The 19,223-nt window shown below is 61.6% G+C and carries 15 protein-coding genes; 3 read left to right on the top strand and 12 right to left on the bottom strand.

All coding sequences use genetic code 11. The features are described from left to right. Positions 1-72: 72 nt before the first annotated feature. From glgC to asd, 4 genes are all read right to left on the bottom strand, one after another. Positions 73-1,350 carry a glucose-1-phosphate adenylyltransferase gene (gene glgC / locus FHU12_RS23510; protein ID WP_004930810.1) on the bottom strand — a complete coding sequence of 426 codons (1,278 nt, stop codon included), beginning with the start codon at positions 1,348-1,350 and terminating at the stop codon, positions 73-75. Between the two features lie 15 nt (positions 1,351-1,365). Then, positions 1,366-3,348, bottom strand: coding sequence for a glycogen debranching protein GlgX (gene glgX, locus FHU12_RS23505; RefSeq protein WP_141972099.1), 1,983 nt, complete (start codon positions 3,346-3,348; stop codon positions 1,366-1,368). After that, complete coding sequence (gene glgB / locus FHU12_RS23500; protein ID WP_141972097.1) at positions 3,345-5,531, bottom strand: 1,4-alpha-glucan branching protein GlgB; 2,187 nt, start codon at positions 5,529-5,531, stop codon at positions 3,345-3,347. The genes glgX and glgB overlap by 4 nt, the downstream gene beginning before the upstream one ends. Positions 5,532-5,974: 443 nt before the next feature. Next, positions 5,975-7,078: an aspartate-semialdehyde dehydrogenase gene (gene asd, locus FHU12_RS23495; protein WP_049205578.1), complete on the bottom strand. Its 1,104-nt coding sequence runs from the start codon at positions 7,076-7,078 to the stop codon at positions 5,975-5,977. A 193-nt stretch (positions 7,079-7,271) separates the two neighbouring features. On the opposite strand from asd, the gene FHU12_RS23490 reads away from it, so the two are divergent. Beyond that, a complete protein-coding gene (locus FHU12_RS23490) occupies positions 7,272-7,865 on the top strand; it encodes a YhgN family NAAT transporter (protein WP_004930825.1) in 594 nt (197 codons plus the stop codon). Positions 7,866-7,895: 30 nt separating this feature from the next. Here the strand turns inward: FHU12_RS23490 and gntK are convergent, their stop codons facing one another. From gntK to FHU12_RS23470, 4 genes are all read right to left on the bottom strand, one after another. After that, positions 7,896-8,423 carry a gluconokinase gene (gntK, locus tag FHU12_RS23485; RefSeq protein WP_141972095.1) on the bottom strand — a complete coding sequence of 176 codons (528 nt, stop codon included), beginning with the start codon at positions 8,421-8,423 and terminating at the stop codon, positions 7,896-7,898. Positions 8,424-8,522: 99 nt separating this feature from the next. Continuing rightward, positions 8,523-9,839, bottom strand: a complete 1,317-nt coding sequence (gene gntT / locus FHU12_RS23480; RefSeq protein ID WP_016930400.1) for a gluconate transporter — start codon at positions 9,837-9,839, stop codon at positions 8,523-8,525. Between the two features lie 340 nt (positions 9,840-10,179). Next, entirely contained in the window at positions 10,180-11,175 is a 996-nt protein-coding gene (gene gntR / locus FHU12_RS23475) for a gluconate operon transcriptional repressor GntR (RefSeq protein WP_089197530.1), read from the bottom strand. Between the two features lie 292 nt (positions 11,176-11,467). Then, positions 11,468-12,163 (bottom strand): pirin family protein, encoded by a 696-nt coding sequence (locus FHU12_RS23470; protein ID WP_141972093.1) that lies wholly within the window; start codon positions 12,161-12,163, stop codon positions 11,468-11,470. Between the two features lie 390 nt (positions 12,164-12,553). Here FHU12_RS23470 and FHU12_RS23465 point away from each other — a divergent pair, with 390 nt between their 5' ends. Further along, positions 12,554-13,069, top strand: coding sequence for a GNAT family N-acetyltransferase (locus tag FHU12_RS23465; protein WP_141972091.1), 516 nt, complete (start codon positions 12,554-12,556; stop codon positions 13,067-13,069). Further along, a complete protein-coding gene (locus tag FHU12_RS23460) occupies positions 13,062-14,243 on the top strand; it encodes a P1 family peptidase (RefSeq protein WP_141972089.1) in 1,182 nt (393 codons plus the stop codon). Before FHU12_RS23465 ends, FHU12_RS23460 begins: the two co-directional genes overlap by 8 nt. Before the next feature lie 61 nt (positions 14,244-14,304). On the opposite strand, the gene iolE is transcribed toward FHU12_RS23460, so the two are convergent. From iolE to iolD, 4 genes are read right to left on the bottom strand one after another with little or no spacing between them, the layout of a single operon-like run. Then, a complete protein-coding gene (gene iolE / locus FHU12_RS23455) occupies positions 14,305-15,201 on the bottom strand; it encodes a myo-inosose-2 dehydratase (protein WP_015379329.1) in 897 nt (298 codons plus the stop codon). A 59-nt stretch (positions 15,202-15,260) separates the two neighbouring features. Then, positions 15,261-16,145 carry a sugar phosphate isomerase/epimerase family protein gene (locus FHU12_RS23450; RefSeq protein ID WP_141972087.1) on the bottom strand — a complete coding sequence of 295 codons (885 nt, stop codon included), beginning with the start codon at positions 16,143-16,145 and terminating at the stop codon, positions 15,261-15,263. Positions 16,146-16,185: 40 nt separating this feature from the next. Then, complete coding sequence (gene iolG, locus FHU12_RS23445) at positions 16,186-17,199, bottom strand: bifunctional inositol 2-dehydrogenase/D-chiro-inositol 1-dehydrogenase (RefSeq protein WP_141972085.1); 1,014 nt, start codon at positions 17,197-17,199, stop codon at positions 16,186-16,188. Between the two features lie 35 nt (positions 17,200-17,234). After that, a complete protein-coding gene (gene iolD / locus FHU12_RS23440; protein ID WP_141972083.1) occupies positions 17,235-19,175 on the bottom strand; it encodes a 3D-(3,5/4)-trihydroxycyclohexane-1,2-dione acylhydrolase (decyclizing) in 1,941 nt (646 codons plus the stop codon). Between the last annotated feature and the right edge of the window lie 48 nt (positions 19,176-19,223).

The raw sequence follows: 19,223 nt of genomic DNA, 5'->3' as shown, positions 1-19,223 counted from the left end.
TGTTTGCCGCGTTGCGCAAGCCATCGAACCGTTCATCAGGCGGCAGGCTATCGTTCTGCCGCCCACGTTAACTCACAATTTTGACAACATTTCGCGCGTCACCAGCACGATGCCGCCTTCCGAGCGATAAAAACGCTTGCTGTCCTCATCGGCGTTTTCCCCGATCACCATGCCCTCCGGAATGTGGCAGGCGCGGTCGATGATGCAGCGCCGCAGGCGGCAGGAACGGCCGACGTTCACGTCCGGCAACAATACGGTAGAGTCGATGGTGCAAAACGAGTTCACTCGCACGCGCGGGAACAGCACCGAATGCACCACCACCGAGCCCGAGACGATACAGCCGCCGGACACCAGCGAGTTCATGGTCATGCCGTGGCTGCCGGAGCGATCCTGCACGAACTTGGCCGGCGGCAGCGGCTCCATGTGGGTGCGGATCGGCCAGGCGCGGTCGTACATGTCCAGCTCCGGCGTTACCGACGCCAGATCGAGGTTGGCGCGCCAGTAGGCGTCCAGCGTGCCCACGTCGCGCCAGTACGGCGGCAGATCGGGGTTGGACGTCACGCAGGATAAGGTAAACGGATGCGCCCACGCCGCCTGCTGCGCGGTGATTTTCGGGATCAGATCCTTGCCGAAGTCGTGGCTGGAGCCAGGGGTCGACATATCCTCTTCCAATAGCTGGAACAGGTAGGCGGCATTGAAAATATAGATGCCCATGCTGGCCAGCGACATATCCGGGTTGCCCGGCATCGCCGGCGGATCGGCGGGTTTCTCCAGGAACTCGATGATGCGGTCGCTTTCATCCACCTTCATCACGCCGAATTCACCGGCCTCGCTGCGCGGTACCGGCAGGCAGGCCACGGTGCACTGAGCGCCCTTCTCGACGTGGTCGATCAGCATGCGCGAGTAATCCATCTTGTAGATATGGTCACCCGCCAGGATCACCACGTATTCGGCCTCATAGCGGCGGATGATGTCCAGGTTCTGGTACACCGCATCGGCGGTGCCTTTGTACCAATGTTCGGTGCTGAGTCGCTGCTGGGCCGGCAGCAGGTCGACGAACTCGTTCATTTCCTCGTTGAGAAACGACCAGCCGCGCTGGATGTGCTGCACCAGCGTGTGCGACTGGTATTGGGTGATCACGCCGATGCGGCGGATGCCGGAGTTCAGGCAGTTCGACAGGGCGAAATCGATGATGCGGAACTTGCCGCCAAAGTGGACGGCGGGCTTGGCGCGGGTGGAGGTCAAATCTTTCAGGCGCGAGCCGCGGCCGCCGGCCAGGATCAGCGCTACGGATTTAATCGGCAGCTGGCGCGCCAACATCAGGGGGTCTTTATTTTCAAACCTAACCATAGCGGACTCCTTTTATTATTTCCGTACCAGTACGCAAAGCGAGCGCGCGGCCTGGTGCCAGGCGGGCAATACCGCCCGTGAGTCTTCCTGAGTGAACGGGGCGACAACCTGCCAATCGCCTTCCGGCAACCTCATCTCCACCGCTTGCGGCGTGGCGTTGACCAGCAGCAGCCAGCGCTGCGACAGCAGGATCTGCATGCGCAGCTCGCCCTGTTCCCACTGCTGCGCGTCGAGCGCCTGCCCTTGCGCGTTCAGCCACTGCACGCTGCCGTCGTCCTGCTGCCACCAGCGGTCCTGTTGCAATGCGGGGATCTGGCGGCGCAGCGCGATCAGCGCCGCGACGTAATCGGTCAGCGCGTCGTCCGCCGTGGCCCAGTCGAGCCAGGTGGTGGCGTTGTCCTGACAATAGGCGTTGTTGTTCCCCTGCTGGCTGTGTCCCTGTTCATCGCCGGCCAGCAGCATCGGCGTTCCCTGGGACAGCAACAGCGTAGCGAGCATCGCCCGCTGGCTGGCCCTGCGGCGTTGCACAATGGCGTCGTCGGCGACCAGGCCTTCCACGCCGTGGTTGTTGCTGAAATTGCGATCGCTGCCGTCGCGGTTGCCTTCGCCGTTCGGCTGATTGTGTTTCTCGTTGAAGCTGACCACGTCCTGCAGGGTAAAACCGTCATGAGCAGTCAGCATGTTGACGGTGGCGTAAGGCGCCCGCCCGCGCTGGTTGTACACATCGCTGGAGGCGGCAAAACGCCGGGCGAACTGGCCGAGCGACACGCCGCTCTGCAGCCAGAAACGGCGCATGTCGTCGCGATAATGGTCGTTCCATTCGGCGAAGCGGCCGGGGAACGCCCCCACCTGATAGCCGCCGGGGCCAACGTCCCAGGGTTCGGCGATCAGCTTGCAGCGCGACAGCACATCGTCCGCCAGCATCGCCTGGAACAGCGGCGCATCACGATCGAACCCCGGCGTGCGGCCGAGCACGCTGCCCAGATCGAAACGGAAGCCGTCGACGTGGCACTCCCGCACCCAAAAACGCAGGCAATCCATCACCCAAGCCACGCCCTGCGGCTGATCCAATCGCAGGGTATTGCCGCAGCCGGTGTCGTTGACGTAGTCCCCTTCGGGCGTCAGCCAGTAGTAGCTCAGGTTATCGATGCCGCTCAGCGACAGCATCGGTCCGTCCCTGTCCAGCTCGGCGCTGTGGTTAAACACCACGTCGAGGATCACCTCGATGCCGGCTTGGTGCAGCGCCTTGACCGCATCGCGAAATTCGTTCAGCGGCGTGCCCTCGGTGCTCAGGCTGGCGTAGCGGTTGTCCGGCGCATAGGGCGCCAGCACGTTATAGCCCCAGTAGTTGATCAGCCCCAGCCGCTGCAGGCGCGGTTCGGAGGTATGTTGCTGCACCGGCAGCAGTTCCAGCGCGGTGATGCCGAGGCGTTTGAAGTGGGCGATCATCGCCGGGTGCCCCAATGCGGCGAAGCTGCCGCGCAGCGCCGGCGGGATCTTCGGGTGCAGCAGCGTCAGGCCGCGCACGTGCGCTTCGTAAATCACCGTCTGCCCCCAGGGCGTGGCAGGCGGGCGATCGTCCTGCCAGTCGTACCGTTCGTCCACCACCACACATTTCGGCATCAGCTCGGCGCTGTCGTGCGGGTCCGGCTGCTCGTAACCGCCGTGCAGATGCGGGTGGTCCCCCACCGGCCCTTCCACCGCGCGCGCGGCCGGATCGAGCGCCAGCTTGTTGGGGTTGAAACGCTGCCCGTTCGCCGGGTCGAACGGGCCATAGACCCGGTAACCGTAACGTTGTCCCGGCTTGCCGCCCGGCAAATAGCCATGCCAGATATCGCCGCTGCGCGCCGGCAGCGGCAGGCGCACCTCACGCTGCTGGCCGTCGAACAGACACAGCTCCACCCGCTCGGCGTGCGCCGAGTACAGGGTAAAGTTGATGCCTTCGCCGTCGTAATGCGCGCCCAGCGGCGCGGCGAGGCCGGCTGTCAGCTCCGTCATGACGCCTCCCGCAGCAAATAAATGGTCGCCAGCGGCGGCAGCGTCACGCAGATGGAAAAGTCGCGGCCGTGGCTGCCGACCGCTTCGGAAGAGACCTGCCCCTGATTGCCGGCGTTGCTGCCGTGATAGTGGTGCGAATCGGTATTGAGGATCTCGCGGTAGTCGCCGGCGCGCGAGAGGCCGATGCGGTAGCGGTAGCGCGGCACCGGGGTAAAGTTGCTGATGGCGATCAGCTCATTGCCCTGCGAATCATAGCGCGCGAAAGCGAACACCGAGTTGTCGTGATCGTCGACCACCAGCCACTCGAAGCCATCCGGGCGATAGTCCCGCTCGTACAGCGGCGCCTGCTGCCGGTAGCAATGGTTCAGATCGCGCACCAGCCGCTGCACGCCGTTGTGCCAGTTATCCAGCCCTTCCAGCAAATGCCAATCGAGGCTGGTATCGAAATTCCACTCGCGCCCCTGCGCGAACTCGCAGCCCATAAACAGCAGCTTTTTGCCTGGATGCGCCCACATAAACCCGTAATAGGCGCGCAGGTTGGCGAACTTTTGCCAGGCGTCGCCTGGCATGCGGTCGAGGACCGATTTTTTGCCGTGCACCACTTCATCGTGCGAGATAGGCAACACGAAGTTCTCGGTATAGGCATACAGCATGCCGAAGGTCATCTGGTTGTGGTGATACTTGCGGTGCACCGGATCGCACTTCATGTAATTGAGCGTGTCGTGCATCCAGCCGAGGTTCCATTTGTAGTGGAACCCAAGACCGTTGGCGTCCGGCGGCAGGGTGACGCCGGGATAGTCGGTGGACTCTTCCGCCAGCGTCACCGCGCCCGGCTGCGCCTGGCCAATAGTCTGGTTGGTATAACGCAGGAAGGCGATCGCCTCCAGGTTCTCGTTGCCGCCGTAGTAATTCGGCACCCACTCGCCGTCGGCGCGGCTGTAGTCGCGATAGATCATCGACGCCACCGCATCGACCCGCAGCGCATCGATACCGAAACGCTCCAGCCAATACAGCGCGTTGCCCGCCAGGTAGTTGCGCACCTCGTGACGGCCATAGTTGTAGATCAGCGTATTCCAGTCCTGATGATAGCCCTCGCGCGGATCGGCGTATTCGTACAGCGCGGTGCCGTCGAAATTCGCCAGGCCGTAGGCGTCGCTCGGGAAGTGCCCCGGCACCCAGTCGAGGATCACGTTGATGCCCGCCTCATGCGCCGCCGCCACGAACGCCCTGAAATCGGCCGGCGTGCCGAAGCGCCGGGTCGGCGCATACAGCCCCAGCGGCTGATAGCCCCAACTGCCGTCGAACGGGTGCTCGTTGATCGGCAGCAGCTCGATATGGGTGAATCCCATGTCCTTCACATAGTCGATAAGCTGCACCGCCAGCTCGCCGTAGCTGAGCCAGAAGTGGTTGTCGGTGTGGCGACGCCACGAGCCGAGATGCACCTCGTAGATGGCGATCGGCTGGTCAAAATCGTTGGCACGGCAGCGCGCCTGCGTCGACGGCACTCTCTCAGGCAGCGGCGCCACCAGCGAGGCGGTGTCCGGGCGCATCTGCGCCTCGAAGGCGTAAGGATCGGCTTTCAGCTGGGTATTACCGTAGCAATCGACGATTTCATATTTATACAGCTGGCCGGCCCGCACACCGGGCAGGAACAGCTCCCAGATGCCGTTTTCACGCCGCAGACGCATCGGATGGCGGCGGCCGTCCCAGAAGTTGAACTCCCCCACCACCGAGACGCGCTGGGCATTGGGCGCCCAGACGGCAAAACTGACGCCGTCGACGTCATCCAGCGTGGCGAGGTGGGCACCCAGGCGTTCATAGGGGCGCAGGTGCGTGCCCTCGGCCAGCAGCCAGCTGTCGATATCCTGCAGCAGCGGGCCAAACCGGTAGGGATCGTCAACGATCTGTTGATGATCGCGCCAGCTGACCTGCAGCTGATAGCGGAAAGGATTTTTTCGCCGCGGCACCACGGCGCTGAAGAAACCGCGCGGATCGTCGCAGTTCAGCTGAACCAGCCGCCGGCCGGTTTGCTGTTCTACCAGCCAGACTGCGCCGGCGTCCGGCAACAGCGCACGCACCTGCAGGCCGTTATCGGTCGCATGCATACCAAGCAGAGCAAAGGGATCGGCGTAATGGCCGGAGATGATCTGATCAATCACGTCACGATCGGGAAGTACAGGCATAGTCTTCTTCCTTAGATTAACAGCATGATCTAAGCACGGCTTGTTGGTTATTCCTTGGCCGTTTTGGTCATCATGCAATGCATTCGGACTCTAAAGCGTGATTGCGGTCGGTTATTGACCAATCTTTACTCTGCCGACCTGAATTTCGCTCTTTATGCTTATTTTTTGAAATATTTCAGTCATGGTGAAAAATTGTCCACCCATGCGTTAAGCATAGCCAATGTCTGTTAAAAACTGCTCAGCATTGCTCAGGAAAATTCTTCATTAAGAAAACTGCCAGCCCGGCGGCGTCTGAATGCGGCGGCCGACGAGGCGATATGCGGGGTGGAGCCCAGTGAAACGAGGCTTGCGGTGACGTTGCCCGACGCGGTGCGCGGCGAACAAAAAGGCGGAAAATAAGGCTTTAGGGGGCTGAAATCAGCCAGCCCCCAGGAAGTACGGGTTTACAACAGGATGCGCAGCATGCGGCGCAGCGGCTCGGCCGCGCCCCACAGCAGCTGGTCGCCCACGGTGAACGCCGACAGGTACTCCGGCCCCATGTTCAGCTTGCGCAGACGGCCAACCGGCGTATTCAGCGTACCGGTCACCGCCGCCGGCGTCAGTTCGCGCATGGTCAGCTCGCGGTCGTTCGGGATCACGCGCACCCAGTCGTTGTGCGTCGCCAGCATCTGCTCGATGTCCGGTAGCGACACGTCTTTTTTCAGCTTCAGGGTGAACGCCTGGCTGTGGCAGCGCAGCGCGCCGACGCGCACGCACAGGCCATCGACCGGGATCACGCTGCCGGTATTCAGAATCTTGTTGGTTTCCGCCTGACCTTTCCACTCTTCACGGCTCTGGCCGTTGTCGAGCTGCTTGTCGATCCACGGGATCAGGCTGCCGGCCAGCGGCACGCCGAAGTTATCGGTCGGCAGTTTGCCGCTGCGGGTGGCTTCAGTAACCTTGCGCTCGATATCCAGAATGGCGGAAGCCGGGTCCTGCAGCTCTTTCGCCACGTCGGCATGCAGCATGCCCATTTGAGTCAGCAGTTCGCGCATGTGGCGCGCGCCGCCGCCGGAGGCCGCCTGGTAGGTGGCGACCGACGCCCATTCCACCAGATCGTTGGCGAACAGGCCGCCGAGCGACATCAGCATCAGGCTGACGGTGCAGTTGCCGCCAACGAAGGTTTTGATGCCCTTGTCCAGGCCCTGCTGAATCACCGCGTGGTTGACCGGATCCAGGATGATGATGGCGTCGTCCTGCATGCGCAGCGACGAGGCCGCGTCGATCCAGTAACCCTGCCAACCGCTCGCGCGCAGCTTAGGATACACTTCGTTGGTATAATCGCCGCCCTGACAGGTAATAATGATATCGAGCGCGCTCAGTGCGTCGATGTCATACGCATCCTGCAGCGTGCCTTGCTGGCCGCCGAAGGCCGGCGCGGCGGAACCGTGCTGCGAGGTGGAGAAAAAGACCGGGCGAATGGCGTCGAAATCGCGCTCTTCCGTCATGCGTTGCATGAGAACCGAGCCGACCATTCCGCGCCAACCGATGAAACCAACGTTTTTCATAATATCTGTGTCCCGCCCGGATAAGGGCTTATGTAGGTGATAACGAGTTGTGTGCAATATCTCCTCACCTTACAAAATGTCGGCGCGGGCGCAAAGTGAATTTATTCGATGGCTGAGGATTTCTCAGCAATCCTTCTTATAGGCAAGGACGCGGCCGGAAAGGCCGAGGCGTTTTCCCGATCACGAGGTCACCATGACAGAGATGATTTCCGCTACGGTATTGCTGTTTTTAATTATGGATCCGCTGGGCAATCTGCCGATTTTCATGTCGGTGCTCAAGCATCTGGAGCCGCGCCGCCGCCGGGTGGTGCTGATCCGCGAGCTGCTGATCGCCCTGCTGCTGATGCTGATCTTCCTGTTCGCCGGCGAGAAAATTCTGGCGTTCCTCAACCTGCGTACCGAAACCGTCTCCATTTCCGGCGGCATCATTCTGTTTCTGATCGCCATCAAGATGATTTTCCCCACGCAGGAGGGGAACAGCTCCGGGCTGTCCGCCGGCGAGGAGCCATTCCTGGTACCGCTGGCGATCCCGCTGGTGGCCGGGCCGTCGATTCTGGCGGCGCTGATGCTGCTGTCGCACCAGTATCCGCATCAGCTCCCCCATCTGGTGGCGGCGCTGTTGATCGCCTGGGGCCTCTCTGCGGCCATTTTGCTGATGTCGAACCTGTTCCTGCGCCTGCTGGGCAGCAAAGGCGTCAGCGCGCTGGAACGGTTGATGGGGCTGATTCTGGTGATGCTGTCGACCCAGATGTTCCTGGATGGCGTGCGGGCTTACATGAAGCTGTAGGCGCCTGGCGGCGCCGACAACGGCCCGCGCTTAGCGGGCGGTCACGCGGCGAATATAGGCGAGCGTATCGGCGACCACGCCGTCCAGCGGCTGGTTGATGTCGATCGCTTGCACGTCCGGCTCTTGCTCGCCCGGCTCTTCCAACGTGGCGAATTGCGAAACCAGCATCTGCGGTTTGAAGAAGTGACCTTTCCGCTGCTTCAGGCGTTCCTCGATCACCGTCTTGTCGCCTTTCAGGTAGAGGAAATGCAGGTTGCTATTTCCTTCGCGCAGGCGGTCGCGATAGCTTTTTTTCAGCGCCGAGCAGACCAGCAGCGACACGGGATTGGTGCGTTGCATGGCGAAGATGGCGTCGTTCAAGGCCGCCAGCCACGGGGCGCGATCGTTGTCGTCCAGCGCATGCCCGGCAGCCATTTTGTTGATGTTGGCGCGCGGATGCAGGTAATCGCCGTCCAGCATGGCGGCCTCGGCCTCGTGGGCGACGGCGCTGGCCACGGCGGATTTGCCGCTGCCGGATACGCCCATCAGGATAAATACGTGATTCTGCGGATTGCTCATTGTGTCATGCCCTTATGGGAACTGGCGCGAGCGCCAAATGCGTCCCAACTGATAAAGATACTCTGGAACGCCGACGCCCCGCAGGGCGTCGGATAAAGATTATACGACCGTCGCCAGCAGCAGGCAGCCCACCAGGCCGCACACCGAGATGATGGTTTCCAGCACCGACCAGGATTTGATGGTTTCCATGATGCTCAGGTTGAAGTACTCCTTGAACAGCCAGAAGCCCGGATCGTTAACGTGCGAGAAGATAACGCTGCCGGAACCGACCGCAATCACCATCAGCTCAGGGCTGACGCCGGTGGTGGCGATCAGCGGCGCGACGATGCCGCCGGCGGTGATTGCCGCCACGGTGGCGGACCCCAGCGCCAGACGCAGCGCGGCGGCGATTGACCAGGCCATCAGAATCGGCGAAACGTTGCTGCCTTCCATCAGGCCGGCGATGTACTGCTCGACGCCGCTGTCCACCAGCACCTGCTTGAAGGCGCCGCCGCCGCCGATGATCAACAGCATCATGGCGATGATTTTAATCGAGTCGGTGATGGTGCCCATCACTTCATCCATGGTGCGGCCGCGGTTCAGGCCAAAGGTGAAGATGGCAATCAGCACGGCGATCAGGGTCGCCATCACCGGGTCGCCGAAGAACTCGGCGAAGCGCAGCAGGCTGTGGCCCTTCGGCAACACCATTTCAGCCACCGCGCGCAGCGCCATCAGGATCACCGGCACCAGCGACGTGGCAACGCTGACGCCAAAGCTCGGCATCTCCGCGTCGGTAAAGGTTTTCGGGTTGTACAGGCCTTCCGGCACCGGCTTGTCGATGCCTTTCAGGAAACGGGCATAGACCGGGCCGGCCAGGATCACCGTCGGGATCGCCAGCAGCGTGCCGTACAACAGGGTTTTACCCATATCGGCATGGAAGATGGTGGCGATGGCGGTCGGGCCTGGGTGCGGTGGCAGGAAGCCGTGGGTCACCGACAGCGCGGCGGCCATCGGCACGCCGACGTACAGCAGCGGAATGCGTGCGGAGGCGGCGATGGTGAACACCAGCGGCAGCAACAGCACGAAGCCCACTTCGTAGAACAGCGCGAAGCCGACGGTGAAACCGGTCAGCACCACCGCCCATTGAATGTGTTTTCTACCGAACTTGTCGATCAGCGTGGTGGCGATGCGCTGCGCGCCGCCGCAGTCCGCCAGCAGCTTGCCGAGCATGGCGCCGAAGCCCATGATCAGCGCCAGGCTGCCCAGCGTGCCGCCCACGCCGGCCTTGATGGAGCCGATGACCTTATCGACCGGCATACCCTGCGCAATCCCGACCGCCAGGGCAACCAGCACCAGAGAGATAAAGCCGTTCAGCTTGAAGCGGATCATCAGCAGCAGCAGCAGCGCTACGCCGCCTGCAACAATCACTAATGGCATAGTTTTTCTCCAACCTTTTATCGCGACTCTCTTTACGATAGGCGTAAAGCGTGCGGTTGTTTTATTTTTAGGCTCTTTCCCGGTGTTTAAGAAGAGCTGTAGGTGTTGTTGAATCAGAGGTTCAGTCTTGCAGCAAGATGACCGCACACTCGTTGTTACCGGTATCATGATACCGGTAACAACATGAGCGCCGGAACCGGGTAAGCGGCTAAAATTCGCGTTCTGGGACAGAGATCAAACTTATGTCAGCAACGAGCAGAGGGCTTACAGGCGGGATAACCCGCGCGCCTCAGGGCGCGCTGCAAAAAGAAAGGGTGTTAAAACAGAACGTTAAAATGGCTCAGATACTGCCGCCGGGGATCACGGTGAAACCGACGTCCACCATGCGCGGGCACACCGTTTCGCCGCGCAGCCGGGCCAGCAAGCGCTCGGCGCCGATCTGCCCCATGCGTTCACGCGGCGTCAGCACGCTGGCCAGCTTCGGCACCATCACCTGGCCGATGTCATGGCCGTGGAAGCCGGCGATCGCCATATCCTGCGGGATCGACAGCCCCTGCCGCTGGCACTCGAAGGCCGCGCCGATCGCCAGGTCATCGTTGGTGCAGAAGATACTGTCGATCTGCGGATAGTCGCGCTGCGCCACGCGCAGCAGTTCACCGCCGGCGGAATAGGAGGAAGATCGCGCGGTCATGATGCTGTGCGGCTCCAGACCGGATTCACGCATCGCCTGCTCATACCCCTGCTGCTTGATGAGGGTACGTTCATCCTGGCGGGCGCCGAAATAGACCACGTGACGGTGGCCGTGCGCGATGATCTGCTGGGTCATCTGGCGCGCCGCCTCGAAGTTGTTGAAGCCCACCGCCAGATCGATGCACGGCGAGACGCAGTCCATCAGCTCTACCACCGGAATGCCCGCCACCTCGATCATTTTCAGGGTGCGCGGCGTGTGATGGCGCTCAGACAGGATCAGGCCGTCGATATTGTAAGACAGCAGCGAGGTCAGACGCTCTTCTTCACGCTCCGGCAGGTAGCCATAGTGCGCCAGCATGGTCTGGTAGTTGTGCGCGTCGGTCACGCTTTCGATGCCGCGCAGCACTTCGGCGAACACCTGGTTGGTCAACGACGGCAACAGCACGCCAATCGCCCGGCTGGTGGCGTTGGAGAGGATGTCCGGCGCGCGGTTGGGGATGTAGCCCAGCTCATCCAGCGCGACGGCGATTTTTTGCTGCAGGGCGGCGGAAACCTGGTCGGGATTGCGCAGATAACGGCTCACCGTCATCTTGGTCACGCCCACCTTGTCCGCCACATCCTGGAGTACCGGCCGTTTTTTCTTCATTATCAATGAACTGACTAACCGTGAATGGGCAGTCATTTTAGCAAAAAAAACGGCGGGCCGATATTGTCGGTTATGCGACGGCCAACGCAAAAAGGGCTCACACCGTGAGCCCTTCATACGCAGACAAAGGGGAAAAAGCGTGGTTTTTCCCCTTTGTGATTGTCAGCCGAAAATCAATAAATTGATTTTCCTTGTTTTTATATGTTTTGCCGGCGTTAAGTCAGGCAGCGTCATCAGGCTTGTCGTTAACCTCAAGGGCTCACACCGTGAGCCCTTGATATTTACCGCTTAATCACACCGGCGGCAGATCGAACAGCAGGATTTCGCTCTCTTCGTCGGCCTGAATCGTCAGCGCAGATTCATCCCACACCGCGAACGCGTCGCTGATGCCGGCGGTCTGGCCGTTGACCGAGACCTTACCGCGCACCACCTGGATCCAAACGCGACGGCCGGCGGCGATCGGGCATTCCCCCTGCTCGCCTTTATTCAGCGCCCAACGCGACAGCGTCATATCCTGGAACACCTTCAGCGAGCCGTCACGCGCATCCGGCGACAGCACCAGCTGACGGCCCTGCGGCGCGTCGAACATGCGCTGCTCGTAGCGTGGCTCAAGCCCGACCTGATCCGGGATGATCCAAATCTGGTACAGGTGCAACGGACGCTCCTGATTGGCATTGTACTCAGAGTGACGCACTCCGGTGCCCGCACTCATGATCTGGAATTCGCCGGCCTGGATCTGCTCCTTGTTGCCCATGCTGTCCTGATGTTCCACCGTGCCGCTCAGCACATAGGTCAGGATTTCCATGTCTTTATGCGGGTGGGTACCGAAACCCTGCCCTGCGTCGATCACATCTTCGTTGATCACCCGCAGCGCCGAGAACCCCATAAAGTTCGGATCGTAGTAATCGGCAAATGAGAAGGTGTGCCAGCTATCCAGCCAGCCATGATTGGCGTGGCCGCGGTCTTCCGCTTTACGTACATAAATCATATTCAACTCTCCTCAATGTTTTTTTACAGTCTATTCCTGCCAGCAGAATAAGAAAGCGTAAAAAACTCATGCCTCTGTTCAAAAATTTCGATGGAATGAAACAGCGGATGGGCAGCGGATTTGTTGAAGGCGGAAACGGCTGAAAAACGGCAAAAAAAAAGCCAGCACCCGAGCTGGCTAAGTAAACACTGGAAGCAATGTGAGCAATGTCGTGCCTTCGCAGCGAGAGTATCAAGGGTTGATGCCCTCCCCGGAACGCATCGCAATAATAATCATTATCATTCGCACCTGTAAAGCGTTTTTTTTTGACCCGTTCAAATAATATTGACTCAAGGCAGTAAACGGATAAATTCAGAGGTTATTCAACCGGTAAGCAAAAGGAGCAGCGACATGAGCGAGATCGTGATACGCCACGTGGAAACAACGGATGCGCAAGCCCTGCATCATCTTTATTCGCAGACGCCCGTCTATCGCGATACGCTGCAGCTCCCGCTACCGTCCGTCGAGTCCTGGCAGAAGCGCCTCGCCAATCCCGAACCGGGCACGCATAACCTGGCGGCCATCATCGACGAGCAGCTTGCCGGCCAGTTGGTTGTGATGCTGAATCAGCGCGTTCGCCGCCGCCACGTCGCCACCTTCGGCATCGGCGTCGATCCGCGCTACCACGGCAAAGGCGTCGGCAGCCGCCTGATGCAGGCGATGATCGACCTGTGTGACAACTGGGCGGCCATTGAGCGCATCGAACTGACGGTGTTCACCGACAACCCGGCGGCCATCGCGCTATACCGCAAATTCGGTTTCGAGATAGAGGGCACCAGCCGCGCCTATGCCATGCGCGACGGCGTGCTGGTCGACGCCTACCATATGGCGCGTTTGCGCTCCGGGCAGCCGTACGGCGATGCGTAATATTCCCCACCCGCAGGGGCCGCTGTGCCGGCCCCTGCATATCAACCGCCGAACCTTTTTACAAGCGCTGGCCGGCCTGACCGCCGCCGTCGGCATATTCTCTCCTCTCACCCCATTAGGTGCCGCTATGCCAACTCCCGCCGCCGGGCGCCCAGGCGCTCGCAACCTGATTACCGATGTGCCGGGCCTGAAGGTCGGCGTGGCGCAGGACAGCCGGGTGCGCACCGGCGCGACGGTTATCCTGCCGGACAGCCCGGCGATTGCTGCCGTGGACGTGCGCGGCGGCGGCCCCGCCACACGGGAAACCGACGCGCTGGGTGAGGACAATTTGGTACAGACCGTCGATGCGCTGACGTTCAGCGGCGGCTCGGTTTACGGCCTGGCGGCGGCGGATGGCGTCGCGGCCTGGCTGGGGCAACAGGGCCGAGGCTACGCGCTGCGCCCGGCACCCGGCGTGCCGGTCTCCCCTATCGTGCCCACCGCCTGCCTGTACGATCTGGCCAACGGCGGCGACAAAAACTGGCAGCTCACGCCGCCGTATCGCCAGTTGGGCATCGAGGCGGTCGGCAAAGCCGGCCTGGATTTTCCGCTGGGCACCGTCGGCGCCGGCTACGGCGCCATGACCGGCATGGGTAAGCTGAAAGGCGGCCTCGGCTCGGCATCTATCATTGCCGCCAATGGCGCTACCGTCGGCGCCCTGGTGGCGGTCAACAGTTTGGGTGCGGTGGTCGCACCCGGCACCCGCGCCTTCTGGGCGACGCCTTATGAAATTAACGGTGAATTTGGCAACGGCGGCGCGGCGGCGCTGGCGCAACTGCATGCGCAGGGTGAAGACTGGATGGTGCAAGAGCCGCAGGGCGGCAGAAAGAACACCACCCTGGCCTGCATCGCCACCGACCTGGCGCTGACGCGAGTGGAGTTGAAACGGGTGGCCATCATGGCGCAAGACGGTATGGCGCGCGCTATTCGCCCACTGCACAGCCCGTTTGACGGCGACGTGGTGTTCGCCCTGTCCACCGGGCTGCGCGAGGTTCAGGGCAGCCGTGAACTGGCGGTACTGCAAATCGGCGCGCTGGCGGCAGATACCCTCGCTCGGGCGATCGCCCGTGGTGTGCATACCGCCACACCGTGGCCAGCCAGCCAGGTCGCAACCTGGCAAACGCTCGGCGGCTAACGCGCCGCTATCAAAAAAGGGGCGCCGCCGGCGCCCCTCGATCTTTATTGCCCCTCCCCGTTTAAATACCGGCGGTTTCCCGAATATAGCGACGCGCTTTCACCGCATACTCGAACGGGTTGGCCAGCGCCGGATCCTGCTCGGCCTCCACCACCATCCACCCTTTGTAACCGCGCTCGTCCAGCAGCTTGAACACCGGCCTGAAGTCGATCACGCCATCACCCGGCACGGTGAAGGTGCCCTTCTTCACGCCGTCGAGGAAGCTCAGCTTGTTGGCCTTCACTTCCGCCACCACCTCATCGCGCACATCCTTCAGATGGACGTGGTTGATGCGCGGCAGATACTTCTCCAGGATCGCCATCATCGCCTGCTGGCTGCCTTCCGAATAGTAGGCGTGCCCGGTATCGAACAGCAGGTAGACGTCGTCGTTGACCATGCTCATGTAGCGATCGATTTCGGCCGTGGTCTGAATGCCAGTGCCCATGTGGTGGTGCAAACACACCTGCATGCCTTTGTCGGCGGCGATCTTCGCCAACTCGTTGTAACCGTCGGCCACCCGCTGCCACTCTTCATCGCTGAAATACGGCTTCTCTTCGAACACGCCTTTGGTGGTGCCCTGAATACTCTTGCTCTGCTCGGAGCAGCCGATCACCCTGGCGCCCATGGCATGCAGGAAATTCATGTGGTTGATAAACTCATCGATGGTTTTGTCTTTCTGACCGTCGGCGAAAAAGGTGCTGAACCAGGCGTTGCAGATCTGGATGCCGCGAATATCCAGCATCGGTTTCAGCACCGCCGGATCGCGCGGGTATTTGCTGCCCACTTCACTGCCGGTGAAACCGGCCAGCGCCATTTCGCTGACGCACTGCTGGAAGGTGTTTTCCTTGCCCAGATCGGGCATGTCGTCGTTGGTCCAGCCGATCGGCGCGATGGCCAATTTCACGTTGTCTTTATTCATGGTCTGCCTCGGTCCTTGGAAGGCCGCCGGTGCAAACGCCGCCGGCGAGCCGAATAAGATTATTTGCCCAACAGCTCTCTTTCGATGCGCTCTCTGGTCGCCACCGCCTGGCTCGGCATCTTTTCCGGGTAGCCGAACAGCGAGGTGCAGATGATCGATTCGCCGCCGGCCTTGAAGCTGCGGTTGGCAAATTCCATGTCGCGCAGCGTCTGGAACAGGGCGTCGAAATTCACCTCGCCTTCGCCGATGCCGACGTGCTGATGCACCGCGGCGTCAACGCCTGGCGGATTGACGATATAACGGCAATGCTTGGTGTGATTCATGGTGTCGGCGATCAGCACGTGGGAAAGATCGTCCCCGGCGTACTGCAGCATGCCGGCCACGTCACCCTGCCCTTTGTCGTAGTAGAAGGTGTGCGGCACGCTGTAGAGGTATTTGACGTGGTCGCTGCGCAGCGACTTCACCAGATCGGCGGTTTCGTTACTCAGCTCGCAGAAGTCCCACGGGTGCGACTGGATCTCCATACGGATACCCTCGCGCTCAACGATCGGCAGCAGCTCCTCCATCGAGCGATACCACAGCTCCTCGCAGATCTCCGGTTCGTTGGGGTTGCCCGCCAGTTCGGTGTTGATCACCTGCACGCCCATTTCCACCGCGATTTCGATCATCCGCCGCCAGTTTTTGACCGCCGCCTGGCGGCGATCTTCCCCCGGCCCGGACCAGCGATACACCACGATAAATGAGGAGATCTCCACGCCGGTCGCTTTCAGGGCGTTTTTATACTCCGTCATGATTTCGCGGCTGGCCTTCGGATGCTTGTAAAACGGGTTGATCTGCGGGTGCGGCGACTGCTCGATGTATTTGTAGCCCCAGTCCGCCACCTGCTGCACCATTTTAGTCACGCCCAAATCCCGGATAACGTCGACATCAAAAGCGATCTTCATGGTCACTCCTCTACAATCGTAGGTATGGGGGACAAGCCGATTACTTGTTGTAAAACGCCGGGCGCGCCGGCAGGGTCACCGGCACGATCTCGCCGCTGAGCTGGGCCGCCACGCAGGCGTCGGCGGTCACCGCGGCGGCGTAGCCGTCCCAGGCGGAAGGCCCGGTCAGCTTGCCCGCGGCCACGTCGTTGATGAACCCCTGCAGCTCGACGTCATAGGCGTCGATAAAGCGATCTTTCCAGTCGGTCAGGATTTCGGTCGACAGGCGGGCGCCGCTGCGCATCTGCACCGAGGACGGCTCCGGCAGTTTGGCGATGCCGGTTTCCCCCACCACTTCACACTGAATGTCGTAGCCGTACTGGCAGTTGACGAAAATTTCGACGTCGATACGCGTACCCTTGGCGGTTTCGAACAGCACAATCTGCGGATCTTTCAGATGCGGGGACGCCTTCGGGCTCTTGCGCGGAAACACCACCTGCACCGACACGTAGTCGTCGTCGAGCAGCCAGCGCAGCACGTCGATTTCGTGGATCAGGGTGTCGGTGATCGCCATATCGGTGGTGTAAGCCTCGCCGACCGTCGGGTTGCGGTGCGCGCAGTGCAACATCAGCGGTTCGCCGATCTGGCCGCTGGTCAGCACCTGTTTCAACGCGCGATAGCCCTGGTCATAGGGGCGCATAAAGCCGACCTGCACCAGCCGCTTGCCGTGCTTCGCTTCGGCATCGACGATGTTTTTGCAGCCCTGCGCGGTCACCGCCAGCGGCTTCTCGCAGAACACCGGTTTGCCGGCGGCGATGGCCGCCAGCACGAATTCTTCGTGGCTCGGCCCCCAGGAGGTGACCAGCACCGCCTGCACGTCGGCGGCCTTGATCAGATCGTGACCGTTGCCATACACCCGCGCATCCAGCTGCAGATCGCTCACCACCTTGGCGGCGTTGTCGCGATTGATATCGTTCACCGCCACGACGCGGGCGCCCTGCAACACTTTGCTGCAGCGACGGATATGATCGCGGCCGATGGCGCCGGTGCCGATAACCCCAATGTTCAATGTCATTTTCGCTACCCTCGAGATTTATGTATGAAAACGAATCAGTAATCGCGCGCCTTATCGATGTTTTCCTGCAGCTTGCGCGCCACTGCGACGATTTTCTCGCTGTCGGCCACCTGAGCACCGCCCACGCGCCACCAGCTGAGATACTTGTGCACCATGGTCTTCGGCAGCACCTTGATGTCCAGCAGCGTGGACACGGTTTGCCTGCGGGCGTCGGCCAGCGCGTCGAGCAGCTGCTGCTCGGTGGTGACGCGATAGGTTTTACAGCCGTAAGCCGCCGCCAGCATGGCGAAATCGACCGGCACCAGTTTGCCGTCGAGCTTGCCGCCCTCTGGATTGCGGAAGCGGAATTCGGTGGTGTAGCTGTCCATGCCGTGCTCCATCTGCAGGTTGTTGATGCAGCCGTTGGTCATGTTGTCGAACAGCACCACGTTGATCTTGCAGCCTTCCTGAATCGAGGTGACCAGTTCGGAATGCAGCATCATGAAGGCGCCGTCGCCCACCATCGCGTACACCTCGCGCTGCGGCTCGGCCAGCTTGACCCCCAGCGCAGCGTTCACCTCGTACCCCATGCAGGAGTAACCGTATTCCACGTGATAACCGTGCTCGTCGCGGTTGTGCCACACCCGCTGCAGATCGCCCGGCAGGCTGCCGGCAGCGGCGACGATCACGCTGTCCGGCGGCAGCTCGCGGTTCAGCACCCCCAGCACCCGGCTCTGGGTCAGCACGGAATCGGTCTGGGCGATAAATTCGGCGAACACCCGCTCGCGATCGAGGTGATCGTCTATCTCCGGTACAAAACCCGCGCCGCCGTATTCCACCGCGTAAACCCGCTCGGTCTCTTCACGCTGGGCAGCGCGCGCCGCGGCGATGGCGTCGCCCCAGCCGGCGCGGTAGTCAGCCTGCGCCAGCAGCGCGCCCAATGCGTTCAGGGCCTCGCGGGCGTCCGCCAGCACCTGCACGCCGTCGAGCTTGCCGGCGTCAAAGGCACTGACGTTGATATTGAGGAAGTTAACGTCCGGGTGTTGGAACAGCCATTTGGACGAGGTGGTGAAATCGGTGTAACGGGTGCCGACGCCAATCACCAAATCGGCCTGACGGGCCAACGTGTTGGCCGCCAGGCAGCCGGTTTCGCCGATGCCGCCGAGATTGAATTCATGGTCGCTCGGCACCGTGCCTTTGCCGGCCTGAGTCTCGGCGAACGGAATGCCGAAGCGCTCGGCGAATTCGCGCAGCGCCCGCCCGGCCTGCGAGTACTTCACGCCGCCGCCGCACACCAGCAGCGGTTTGCGCTTGGCGGCCAGCAGCGCCAGCGCGTCCGCCAACATGCCGTCGGTCGCTGGTCGGCGATCGAGCCGGTGCACGCGTTTTTGGAAGAAATAGTCGGGATAGTCGTAGGCTTCCCCCTGCACGTCCTGCGGCAGACACAGCGTCACCGCGCCGGTATCCGCCGGATCGGTCAGCACGCGCATCGCGTTGATGCAGGCACTCATCAGCTGTTCCGGCCGCACGATGCGGTCCCAGTATTTGCTCACCGCGCGGAACGCGTCGTTGGTGCTGATGCTGAGATCGTAAGACTGTTCGATTTGCTGCAGCACCGGGTCCGGCTGGCGGGAAGCGTAAACGTCGCCCGGCAGCAGCAATAAAGGTATGCGGTTGGCGGTGGCGGTGGCGGCGGCGGTGATCATATTGGCGGCGCCGGGGCCGACTGATGAAGTGCAGGCGTAGATCTGCCGGCGCAGCTTCTGTTTGGCGAAGCCGATCGCCGCGTGGGCCATCCCCTGCTCATTGCGGCCCTGATGCACCCGCAGATCGCCGCTATCCTGTTCCAGCGCTTGCCCCAGCCCCAGCACGTTGCCGTGGCCGAAAATCGCGAAAATGCCCGCGACGAATTTGGTTTCCACCCCGTCGGCCAGCAGATACTGGTTATCGAGAAATCTGACGAGCGCCTGCGCCATGGTTAGCCTGATCTTGCCCATTTACTCACCCTTTAGATTGAGGGCCGCCCCGGAAAGGACTCGCGCCGA

Origin of the sequence: Serratia marcescens (assembly GCF_006715005.1) — a bacterium.
Classification (GTDB): domain Bacteria; phylum Pseudomonadota; class Gammaproteobacteria; order Enterobacterales; family Enterobacteriaceae; genus Serratia; species Serratia montpellierensis.
Note: the sequence above shows the minus strand (reverse complement) of the source record. Positions and strands in the feature narration are given on the sequence as shown.

What these genes read in the sequence shown, in the direction of transcription:
- glgC (WP_004930810.1), bottom strand. Translation starts at nt 1,350, where the DNA reads ATGGTTAGGTTTGAAAATAAAGACCCCCTGATGTTGGCGCGCCAGCTG.
- gntR (WP_089197530.1), bottom strand. Translation starts at nt 11,175, where the DNA reads ATGAAGAAAAAACGGCCGGTACTCCAGGATGTGGCGGACAAGGTGGGC.
- FHU12_RS23490 (WP_004930825.1), top strand. Translation starts at nt 7,272, where the DNA reads ATGACAGAGATGATTTCCGCTACGGTATTGCTGTTTTTAATTATGGAT.
- iolD (WP_141972083.1), bottom strand. Translation starts at nt 19,175, where the DNA reads ATGGGCAAGATCAGGCTAACCATGGCGCAGGCGCTCGTCAGATTTCTC.
- glgX (WP_141972099.1), bottom strand. Translation starts at nt 3,348, where the DNA reads ATGACGGAGCTGACAGCCGGCCTCGCCGCGCCGCTGGGCGCGCATTAC.
- FHU12_RS23470 (WP_141972093.1), bottom strand. Translation starts at nt 12,163, where the DNA reads ATGATTTATGTACGTAAAGCGGAAGACCGCGGCCACGCCAATCATGGC.
- iolE (WP_015379329.1), bottom strand. Translation starts at nt 15,201, where the DNA reads ATGAATAAAGACAACGTGAAATTGGCCATCGCGCCGATCGGCTGGACC.
- gntK (WP_141972095.1), bottom strand. Translation starts at nt 8,423, where the DNA reads ATGAGCAATCCGCAGAATCACGTATTTATCCTGATGGGCGTATCCGGC.
- glgB (WP_141972097.1), bottom strand. Translation starts at nt 5,531, where the DNA reads ATGCCTGTACTTCCCGATCGTGACGTGATTGATCAGATCATCTCCGGC.
- asd (WP_049205578.1), bottom strand. Translation starts at nt 7,078, where the DNA reads ATGAAAAACGTTGGTTTCATCGGTTGGCGCGGAATGGTCGGCTCGGTT.
- FHU12_RS23460 (WP_141972089.1), top strand. Translation starts at nt 13,062, where the DNA reads ATGCGTAATATTCCCCACCCGCAGGGGCCGCTGTGCCGGCCCCTGCAT.
- gntT (WP_016930400.1), bottom strand. Translation starts at nt 9,839, where the DNA reads ATGCCATTAGTGATTGTTGCAGGCGGCGTAGCGCTGCTGCTGCTGCTG.
- FHU12_RS23465 (WP_141972091.1), top strand. Translation starts at nt 12,554, where the DNA reads ATGAGCGAGATCGTGATACGCCACGTGGAAACAACGGATGCGCAAGCC.
- iolG (WP_141972085.1), bottom strand. Translation starts at nt 17,199, where the DNA reads ATGACATTGAACATTGGGGTTATCGGCACCGGCGCCATCGGCCGCGAT.
- FHU12_RS23450 (WP_141972087.1), bottom strand. Translation starts at nt 16,145, where the DNA reads ATGAAGATCGCTTTTGATGTCGACGTTATCCGGGATTTGGGCGTGACT.